Source organism: Roseovarius halophilus (ex Wu et al. 2025) (genome assembly GCF_047086965.1).
Window position 1 is genome coordinate 1 of record NZ_JBKOTX010000202.1, and the last position, 9,448, is coordinate 9,448.

General features: G+C 66.4%; 9 protein-coding genes. 2 read left to right on the forward strand and 7 right to left on the reverse strand.

Going from position 1 to position 9,448, the window contains the following annotated elements:
• The 7 genes from ACH107_RS26560 to rimK form a co-directional block, all read right to left on the reverse strand.
• A partial coding sequence (locus ACH107_RS26560; RefSeq protein ID WP_412508654.1) for a chromate transporter occupies nt 1–573 on the reverse strand: 573 nt, incomplete at its 3' end.
• A 42-nt stretch (nt 574–615) separates the two neighbouring features.
• Nucleotides 616–1,779, reverse strand: coding sequence for a cytochrome P450 (locus tag ACH107_RS26565; RefSeq protein WP_310691982.1), 1,164 nt, complete (start codon nt 1,777–1,779; stop codon nt 616–618).
• A 4-nt stretch (nt 1,780–1,783) separates the two neighbouring features.
• Nucleotides 1,784–2,524 (reverse strand): triose-phosphate isomerase, encoded by a 741-nt coding sequence (gene tpiA, locus ACH107_RS26570; RefSeq protein ID WP_412508656.1) that lies wholly within the window; start codon nt 2,522–2,524, stop codon nt 1,784–1,786.
• Between the two features lie 93 nt (nt 2,525–2,617).
• A complete protein-coding gene (locus ACH107_RS26575; protein ID WP_310691980.1) occupies nt 2,618–2,944 on the reverse strand; it encodes a TfoX/Sxy family protein in 327 nt (108 codons plus the stop codon).
• Entirely contained in the window at nt 2,944–3,324 is a 381-nt protein-coding gene (locus tag ACH107_RS26580) for an iron-sulfur cluster assembly accessory protein (RefSeq protein ID WP_310691979.1), read from the reverse strand. The genes ACH107_RS26575 and ACH107_RS26580 overlap by 1 nt, the downstream gene beginning before the upstream one ends.
• Nucleotides 3,325–3,457: 133 nt before the next feature.
• Entirely contained in the window at nt 3,458–3,820 is a 363-nt protein-coding gene (locus tag ACH107_RS26585; RefSeq protein WP_310691978.1) for an SUF system Fe-S cluster assembly protein, read from the reverse strand.
• A gap of 62 nt (nt 3,821–3,882) precedes the next feature.
• Nucleotides 3,883–5,310: a 30S ribosomal protein S6--L-glutamate ligase gene (gene rimK / locus ACH107_RS26590; protein WP_310691977.1), complete on the reverse strand. Its 1,428-nt coding sequence runs from the start codon at nt 5,308–5,310 to the stop codon at nt 3,883–3,885.
• A gap of 66 nt (nt 5,311–5,376) precedes the next feature.
• Between rimK and tgt the strand changes: the two genes are divergently transcribed.
• Together tgt and lon are read left to right on the forward strand one after the other, a co-directional pair.
• Nucleotides 5,377–6,507, forward strand: coding sequence for a tRNA guanosine(34) transglycosylase Tgt (tgt, locus tag ACH107_RS26595; protein WP_412508659.1), 1,131 nt, complete (start codon nt 5,377–5,379; stop codon nt 6,505–6,507).
• 217 nt (nt 6,508–6,724) lie between these two features.
• Nucleotides 6,725–9,139, forward strand: a complete 2,415-nt coding sequence (gene lon, locus ACH107_RS26600; RefSeq protein WP_412508661.1) for an endopeptidase La — start codon at nt 6,725–6,727, stop codon at nt 9,137–9,139.
• Nucleotides 9,140–9,448 lie beyond the last annotated feature (309 nt).

Sequence of the window (9,448 nt, forward strand, 5' to 3'; positions counted from 1 at the left end):
GCTGCGGCGCAGGTCGACCGGGACGCCGCCGGGCAGGGTCGGCCCGCTGAAGCGCCAGGCGCCCAAGGCCGCGGCCAGCGCGATGACCAGCGGAAAGGGCAGATCGAAGAGAAACAGCGCCAGGAAGGCCAGCACCGCCAGGCCCCGATGCTCCGGGCCCTTCAGCGCCTTGGCCGAGAGCCGCAGGATCGCCTGGATGACGATGACCACCACGGTCGCCTTGACGCCCAAAAACCCGGCCTGCACCAGCGGCAGGTCGGCCAGCGCGCCATAGGCCATGGCCAGCGCCGCGATGACCAGCGCGCCGGGCAGCACGAAGAGCCCGCCCGCGATCAGCCCGCCGGCCACCCCGCGCAGCCGCCAGCCGGCATAGGTGGCCAGCTGCATGGCCTCGGGCCCCGGCAGCAACATGCAAAAGGACAGGGCGCGCAGGTATTGCGCCTCGGTCAACCAGGGGCGGTCCTCGACCAGTTCGCGGTGCATCAGGGCGATCTGCGCCGCCGGGCCGCCGAAGGACAGAAACCCGATGCGCCCGAAAACGCGGATCAGATCGGCCAATGTCACGGTCTGCAAGGCCCTTGCCCCTTCATGGCGACGCCGGGGTGCTGCGCGGCCTCATGGCCGGACCATGAGGCGCTCCAGCCCGTGAAAGTGATAGACATCCGCGTAGCGCGGCGCCTCGGTCAGGGTCAGGTCGGGACAGCGCTCGAAGAGCACCTGCAGCCCCAGCAGCAGTTCCAGGCGGGCCAGCGGCGCGCCCACGCAGAAATGGATGCCGCCGCCGAAACTGGTGGACAGCACGCCGTCGCGCTTCGGGTGGAACCGGGCCGGGGTCTCGAAGGTTTGCGGACAGCGGTTGGCCGCGCCCAGCAGGCATTTGACAGTGTCGCCGCGGCGGAAGTGGTGGCCGAAAAGCGTCACCTCCTCGTAGACCCACCGGTCGAAGATGTGCAGGGGCGGATCGAGGCGCAGGCATTCCTCGACCACGTCTTCATCCACCTTCCGGTGATCCTGTTCCAGCAGTAGTTTGACGGCATTGCCCATGGCATGGACCGTGGCCTCGTGGCCCGCGTTCAACAGCAGGACGCAGGTCGAGATCAACTCGTCGGTGTTAAGCTTTTCGCCGTCTTCCTCGGCGGCGATCAACTGGGTGATCAGGTCCTCGCCCGGGCGGCTGCGGCGCTCTTCGATGTAGCCGCGCAGAAACTCCGAGAATTCGTTGGAAGCGGCCATGGCGCGGGCCTCGACCTGCGCGGTGCGGCCAGCCTGATACATGGCGACCATGGCGCCGGACCAGGCCAGCAACTGGCCGGCCATGGTTTCGGGCACCCCCAGCAGGCGGCAGATGATCACCACCGGGATGCGCTGGCAATAGGCCGGCAGCAGGTCGACCTCGCCGGCCGGGAAATCGTCGATCAGCTGGTGCGCCAGCGCCATGACCTCGTCGCGCATCCCCATGATCCGGCGCGAGGTGAAGGCCCGCAAGACCAGCGACCGCAGCCGGGTATGGCGCGGCGGCTCCAGTTCCAGCATGGAATGGGCCTCGATGTCGTAGAACGGGCGCAACCGGTCCGGGATGGGCGCCGCGTGGCCCTCGGGCGCCTCGCGGCCCAGACGCTTGTCCTTGAGCAGCGCCATGACCGCCTCGTAGGAAGTCGCGCAGACCGCACCGTAGTCCGCCCACCAAAACAGGGGGCCGCCGGCGCGGGCCCGGTCATAGAAGGGGTAGGGATCCTGGACGAAGCCCGGATCGGTGGGGGATTGGTGCAGGCTATCCATGGGGTCAGTCGGCGGATTCCAGCGCGGCGACGATGGGCAGGAAATCATCGGCCTTCATCGAGGCCCCGCCCACAAGCGCCCCGTCCACATCGGCGACGCCAAAGATCTCGGCGGCGTTCGCGGGTTTGACCGACCCGCCGTAGAGGATGCGGATGGCCAGGCCGGTCTCCGTGCCAAAGCGGTCGATCAGCGCGTCGCGCAGGGCGTTGTGCACCGCGCCGATCTCGTCGGCGGTGGGGGTCAGCCCGGTGCCGATGGCCCAGACCGGTTCATAGGCCAGCACCGTATTTGCGCCGGTGCAACCCTCGGGCATCGAGCCGGCCATCTGCCCGCGCAGCACCTGCTGGGTCTCGCCGGCGCGATACTGCGCTTCTGTCTCGCCGATGCAGAGGATGGCGGTCAGCCCCGCGCGCCAGGCGGCCTGCGTCTTGGCGCAGACCTCGGCATCGGTCTCGCCGTGGTCGGCCCGGCGTTCGGAATGGCCGGTGATGACATAGGCGGCCCCGGCATCCGCCAGCATCTCGGCCGAGATGTCGCCGGTATGGGCGCCTTTCTCGGCCGGGTGACAATCCTCGCCGCCCACGGGCCAGCCCAACGCCGCCATGCGGTGCAGCAGGGTGGCGGGGCCGCAGATGGCCGTGTCGACTGTCGGGGCAGGCTTGGCGGCGGCCATCTTTTCCAGCTCGGACAGGTCGGCGGCCAGCCCGTTCATTTTCCAGTTTCCGGCGGCGAGTTTGCGGCGCATGCGTGTCCTCCTGTCGCGGGTGGGCGTTGCGACAAGGGATCACGGCAATCGCCGCGAAATGCAAGGGTCAACCGGCCGTATCGACCCGGAGGCCTACAGGAAGCTGAGCGCCTCGCGGGCCAGCGCGCTGGCCTCCGAGGGGTCCTCCTGCGCGGCGTCGGGCAGGCTCCAGTAGGGCATCGCGCGCGTGCCGCCATCGCCCCGTTTCTGCACCCATCGGGTGCAGCCCTTGGCCTCCAGGTGGTCCTGAAACGCCCCCGCGCCCTTGATCATCAGTCCGTGGTCGGGGTGGAGGATCGCGAAAATCGTGCCGTCGTGATAGACGCACAGCCCGCCCATCATGCGCCGTGTCGTGATCTCTCCGGGCAGGTCCGAAAACAGGTCCGTAACATAGGCGGCCCCGGCCGCCGGGACGCTCATCAGGCGCGGCCCTGTTCCGCCGACAATTCCTCGACATCCTTGAACTTGATGGATTCGCCGCAGCCGCAGGCATCTTCCACGTTGGGGTTGCGGAACTTGAAGCCCGCTTCCAGCAGGCCGACCTCATAGTCGATTTCCGTGCCGAACAGGAACATCTGCGCCATGGGGGCGATCATCACCCGCGCGCCATCCTGTTCGACCACCTCGTCGTTGGGGTCGATCTCCTCGGCGTAGTCCATGGTATATTCCATGCCCGCGCAGCCGCCCTTCTTGACGCCGATGCGCAGGCCCTGGTGGCCGTCCCGATCCATCAACTTGACGATCTGCCCCGTCGCCTTGGGGGTGAGGGTTACGGCTTGCTTGCCGGGAATGCCGAACATAGGACCTCCGATCCGCTTGTCGTTCCAACCTAGTCAGGCTTGGCCATCCTCTCAAGGGGGGCCTTTCTGGTCGCTGTATTAGTGGGACGCCGTGCCGAACCGGTCCCGCAGGATGGCCCGGCCCACGCGGGTGCTACATGAACCCCAGCTCCAGCCGTGCCTCGTCGGTCATCATGTCCATGCCCCAGGGCGGGTCCCAGACCAGTTCGACGTCGGCCATTTGCACGCCGGGCACGCCCGTCACTGCATCATGCACCCAGCCGGGCATCTCGCCGGCGACGGGGCAGCCCGGTGCGGTGAGTGTCATGATGACATGCACCTCGCCCGCCTCGGAGATCTCGATGGTGTAGATCAGGCCAAGATCATAGATGTTGACCGGGATTTCGGGGTCATAGACCGACTGGCAGGCCGCGACGATCTGATCGTAGAGCGGGTGCCCCGTGGTCGAGGGCTTGATCAACGGGGTGCCTTCCAACGGCTGGGTCTGGTCGGTCATGGCGCACGCTCCTTTTCCTGACTCTATATATAGGAAAAGCGCCGCCCCCCGTAAAGGGCGGGCTACGTCCTGGCCGCAGCCTTCTTTGCGGTGCTGCCGCGCGCGGGGGTCGGGCGGACCCGTTCCTCGACGTGATCGAACAGCTTGCCGGCCAGGTCCTTGCGGCTGGCTTTCTCGATGCCTTCCAGCCCGGGCGAGGAATTGACCTCGAGCACCTTGGGCCCGTCCTCGGAGCGCAGCAGGTCGACCCCGGCCATGTCCAGCCCGAAGGCCTTGGCCGCCTTGACCGCGACGCGCCGTTCCGCCGGTGTGATGCGCACCGCAGCCGCCGAGCCGCCCCGGTGCAGGTTCGAGCGGAAATCCTCACCGCCCGATGTGCGCTTCATCGAGGCCACCACCTTGCCGGCAATCACGAAACAGCGGATGTCCTCGCCCGCGGCCTCCTTGACGAACTGCTGGACCAGGAAGTTGGCCTTCAGCCCGCGAAAGGCGTCGATCACGGATTCGGCGGCCTTCTTGGTTTCCGCCAGAACGACGCCCTTGCCTTGCGTGCTTTCCAGCAGCTTGACGATCAGCGGGGCCGAGCCCACCAGCCCGATCAGGTTGCTGGTGTCCTTGGGGCTGGCGGCAAACGCCGTTGTGGGCATGCCGACCTTCTGCCCGGCCAGCACCTGATGCGCGTGCAGCTTGTCGCGGCTGGCCGCGATCCCGGAGCTGCCATTGATGCAATAGGTGCCCAGGTTCTCGAACTGGCGCACGACGGCGGTGCCGTAGGGCGTGATCGATGACCCGATGCGCGGGATCACCGCGTCGTAGCGGGGCAGGCGCTTGCCGTCGTAGTGCACCTCGGGGGCCAGGGCGTTGATCGCCATGTAGCAGCGGGTTGTGTCGATGATCTCGACGGTGTGGCCGCGTTCCTCGCCCTCGTGGACCAGGCGCTTGGTGGAATAGTTGTTGGCCTCGCGGCTGAGCACGGCGATGCGCAGCGCCCGGCGCGGGGCCACCTGCTTGATCCGGCGCGTGGTATAGACCTCGAAGCCGCGCTCGGGGCGCAAGAAACGTTCGGTGGGCTGGACGATCACATCGTCGCGCAGGCCCTGGCGGCCCAGCAGCATCCGGCTGGCCATGGTGGCGCGGTCGGTCAGCGTCACCTCGATGGGCCAGGTCTGGCCCTCGCCCACGTCGACCATGGTCTCGATGACATAGCGCATCTCGATCTCGCCGTTCGACGAGGTCACCTCGCGCCGGTCCACGACCGGGGCCGAACAGGTGATCGAGATGTCGTCGCGCCCGGGGATCGGATGCACGTCGAAACGCACCTTGGGGGCGCGGGCCGAGCCGAAGGTCTCGATTTCGTGGGCGTGCAGCGCCGAGGTGCGCGCGCCGGTGTCGACCTTGGCGCGCAGGGTGGGCAATCCGAGGTTCGGCAGGCCCAGCCATTCCTCCCATCCCAGGCGGATCGGCTCGGGGGGCGTGTCGGTCTCGGACATGAGGTCTCCTTTTCTTTTTGCCTTACATGGGTAACAACGCCGGGCGAAATTGCAAAGGATTGCCCGATGACGCAGAGGTTCGCCTTCGAACTCAAGGCCACGGACGGGGGCGCGCGCAGCGGCGTCATCTCGACCCCGCGTGGTGCGATCCGCACGCCCGCCTTCATGCCCGTTGGGACGGCGGCGACGGTCAAGGCCATGCTGCCCGAAAGCGTGGCCGCCACCGGGGCCGACATCCTTCTGGGCAATACCTACCACCTGATGCTGCGGCCCGGGGCCGAACGCATCGCCCGGCTGGGCGGGCTGCACCAATTCATGAACTGGGACCGGCCGATCCTGACGGATTCGGGGGGCTTTCAGGTCATGTCCCTGGCCGCCCTGCGCAAGCTGACGGAAAAGGGCGTGACCTTCCGCTCGCATATGGACGGATCGCGCCACGAGCTGACGCCGGAACGCTCGATGGAGATCCAGCGGCTGCTGGGCTCGGACATCGTGATGTGTTTCGACGAATGCCCGGCGCTGCCCGCCGCGCCGGCCGAGGTCGCCGCAAGCATGCACCTGTCGATGCGCTGGGCGCAGCGCTCGCGCGAGGCCTTTGGCGACCGGCCCGGGCATGCGCTCTTCGGGATCATGCAGGGCGGGGTCACGCCCGAGTTGCGCGAGGAATCAGCGCAGGCGCTGACAGCCATCGACTTTGACGGTTACGCCATCGGGGGGCTTGCGGTGGGCGAGGGGCAAGAGGCCATGTTCGGCGTGCTGGACTACGCGCCGGGCTTTTTGCCCGCGGACAAGCCGCGCTACCTGATGGGGGTGGGCAAGCCCGATGACATCGTCGGCGCGGTCAAGCGCGGGGTCGACATGATGGATTGCGTGCTGCCCTCGCGCTCGGGCCGGACAGCGCAGGCCTGGACCCGCCGCGGGCAGGTCAACCTCAAGAACGCGCGCCACGCCGACGACCCGCGCCCGCTGGACGAGGACTGCACCTGTCCCGCCTGCCGGGGCTATTCGCGCGCGTACCTGCACCATGTCTTCCGGGCCGGCGAGATGATTTCGGGCATGCTGCTGACCTGGCACAACCTGCACTACTACCAGCAGATCATGGCCGGGATGCGCGATGCCATCGCCGAACAGCGCTTCGCGGCGTGGGAGGCAGAGTTCCACGCGGCGCGCGCCGCGGGCGATATCGAGCGGCTCTAGCGCGTGATCCGCCCCGATCCGCCGCGAAAAGGCGCGGCGGAAAACGCACCGTCCCGCTTGCAGCCGCGGCGCGTGCGGGGCACAACTGTAACATCAATGCGACGCGGTCATGGTTGAAAATGGGGCGCCAAGACCCAACTATTGAGGTCCATGACCGGAGACGGCGGCGTTGCCTAAAACTGGGACCTGCCGTCTTGCCAAGAACTAAGGAAAGAGCATGCAAGAGCCTCTGAGCAATTCCTATCCCATCCTGCCGCTGCGCGACATCGTGGTTTTCCCCCACATGATCGTGCCGCTCTTCGTGGGCCGCGAGAAATCCGTCAAGGCGCTCGAGGCGGTGATGGCTGACGACAAGCAGATCCTGCTGTCGAGCCAGATCGACCCGGGCGTGGACGACCCCGACAGCGACGGCATCTACCGTGTCGGCGTGCTGGCCAATGTGCTGCAACTGCTGAAGCTGCCCGACGGCACCGTCAAGGTGCTGGTCGAGGGCAAGCAGCGCGTGCGCATCACCGAGTTCCTCGAAAACGAGACCTACTTCGAGGCCAGTTGCGAAGACCTGACCGAGATGCCCGGCGACATGACCGCGATCGAGGCGCTCTCGCGCTCGGTCGGGCAGGAGTTCGAGAAATACGCCAAGGTCAAGAAGAACATCCCCGAAGAGGCGCTGGCGGCGGTGGACGAGGCCGACGTGCCCGCCAAGCTGGCCGATCTCGTCGCCGGGCACCTCGGCATCGAGGTGGACCAAAAGCAGGAACTTCTGGAGACCCTGTCGATCAGCGAGCGCCTGGAGAAGGTCTACGGCCTGATGCAGGGTGAGATGTCGGTGCTGCAGGTCGAGAAGAAGATCAAGACCCGCGTCAAGTCCCAGATGGAGAAGACCCAGCGCGAATATTACCTGAATGAGCAGATGAAGGCCATTCAGAAAGAGCTGGGCGACGGCGAGGATGGCGAGGGCGAGATCGCCGAGCTGGAAGAGAAGATCGCCAACACCAAGCTGTCTAAAGAGGCGCGCGAGAAGGCCGAGGCCGAGCTGAAAAAGCTCAAGAACATGTCGCCCATGTCGGCCGAGGCCACGGTGGTGCGCAACTACCTCGACTGGATGCTGTCGATCCCCTGGGGCAAGAACTCCCGCGTCAAGAAGGACCTCGGCCGCGCCGAGAAGATCCTCGATGACGATCACCACGGGCTGGAGAAGGTCAAGGAACGCATTGTCGAACACCTAGCCGTGCAGCAGCGCTCGAAAAAGCTCAAGGGGCCGATCATGTGCCTCGTGGGGCCTCCGGGCGTGGGCAAGACCTCGCTGGGCAAGTCCGTGGCGCGCGCGACGGGGCGCGAGTTCATTCGCATCAGCCTGGGCGGCGTGCGCGATGAATCCGAGATCCGCGGCCACCGCCGGACCTACATCGGCTCGATGCCGGGCAAGATCATCCAGGCCTTGAAGAAGGCCAAGACGACGAACCCGCTGATCCTGCTCGACGAGATCGACAAGATGGGCCAGGATTTCCGCGGCGACCCGGCCTCGGCCATGCTGGAAGTGCTTGATCCGGAACAGAACTCCACCTTCGTGGACCACTACCTGGAGGTCGAATACGACCTGTCCAACGTGATGTTCCTGACCACGTCCAACAGCTACAACATGCCCGAGCCGCTGCTTGACCGGATGGAGGTGATCCCGCTGGCGGGCTACACCGAGGATGAGAAGCGCGAGATCGCCAAGCAGCACCTGCTGGCCAAGCAGATGAAGAACCACGGGCTCAAGGGGGCCGAGTTCTCGCTCGACGACAGCGCCCTGACGGGGATCATCCGCCATTACACCCGCGAGGCCGGCGTGCGGAACATGGAGCGTGAGATCGCCAAGGTCTGCCGCAAGGCGGTGACCCAGCTGATCAAGAAAGAGGTCAGCCGCGTCGAAGTCAGCGCCGAGAACCTCTCGGACTACCTGGGCGTGCGCAAGCACCGCTATGGCCTGGCCGAGGAAGAGGACCAGATCGGTGTCGTCACCGGGCTGGCCTATACCTCCGTGGGCGGCGAGTTGCTCAACATCGAGGCGCTGCGCCTGCCGGGCAAGGGCCGGATGAAGACCACCGGTACCCTGGGCGACGTGATGAAGGAAAGCATCGACGCGGCCAATTCCTATGTCCGTTCGGTCAGCCCGCAGCTGGGCATCAAGCCGCCGCGCTTCGACAAGCTGGACATCCACGTCCACGTCCCCGACGGGGCGACGCCGAAGGACGGCCCCTCGGCCGGCCTGGCCATGGTGACGGCCATCGTGTCGGTCCTGACGGGCATCCCGGTGCGCAAGGACATCGCGATGACCGGCGAGGTCACCCTCCGCGGCAATGCCTCGGCCATCGGCGGATTGAAGGAAAAGCTACTGGCGGCCCTGAGGGGCGGCATCACCACGGTGCTGATCCCCGAGGAAAACCAGAAGGACCTGCCCGAGATCCCCGACAACGTGAAAGAGGGGCTGGAGATCATCCCCGTCAGCCACGTATCGGAGGTGCTCAAGCACGCGCTGGTGCGCCAGCCCGAACCCATCGAGTGGGACCAGGAGGCCGCGGAGGCCGCCGCCGTGGAGGCCGCCCTGCGCAAGGGCGGCGAAGAGGGCAGCGCGACCGTCGCGCATTGATCCCTTGGACGGATCGCAAAGACCAAAGGGCGCCCCGCGGGGCGCCCTTTTTTCGCGCCGGTGTCACGCTTGGCGGCACGATTGGAAAGAATTGCGTGTTTCCCGCTGTGCTGTCCGAGAATTCTGTTAGACTTTGCCAAAAAGGGACAAGATCGGAGCAAATCATGGTGGCCAGCACGTCCGGCCCCGGCCGCAAGACAGCAACCACACCTGGGTTGGGGCACGGTTTCCTGAGACAGTTCATAGCGCTAATTTTCCATCGAAGGAGAATGGACCATGGACGACAAGAACAGCTCGACACCTGGCGCG

What these genes read in the sequence shown, in the direction of transcription:
- ACH107_RS26565 (WP_310691982.1), bottom strand. Translation starts at nt 1,779, where the DNA reads ATGGATAGCCTGCACCAATCCCCCACCGATCCGGGCTTCGTCCAGGAT.
- tpiA (WP_412508656.1), bottom strand. Translation starts at nt 2,524, where the DNA reads ATGCGCCGCAAACTCGCCGCCGGAAACTGGAAAATGAACGGGCTGGCC.
- ACH107_RS26575 (WP_310691980.1), bottom strand. Translation starts at nt 2,944, where the DNA reads ATGAGCGTCCCGGCGGCCGGGGCCGCCTATGTTACGGACCTGTTTTCG.
- ACH107_RS26580 (WP_310691979.1), bottom strand. Translation starts at nt 3,324, where the DNA reads ATGTTCGGCATTCCCGGCAAGCAAGCCGTAACCCTCACCCCCAAGGCG.
- ACH107_RS26585 (WP_310691978.1), bottom strand. Translation starts at nt 3,820, where the DNA reads ATGACCGACCAGACCCAGCCGTTGGAAGGCACCCCGTTGATCAAGCCC.
- rimK (WP_310691977.1), bottom strand. Translation starts at nt 5,310, where the DNA reads ATGTCCGAGACCGACACGCCCCCCGAGCCGATCCGCCTGGGATGGGAG.
- tgt (WP_412508659.1), top strand. Translation starts at nt 5,377, where the DNA reads ATGACGCAGAGGTTCGCCTTCGAACTCAAGGCCACGGACGGGGGCGCG.
- lon (WP_412508661.1), top strand. Translation starts at nt 6,725, where the DNA reads ATGCAAGAGCCTCTGAGCAATTCCTATCCCATCCTGCCGCTGCGCGAC.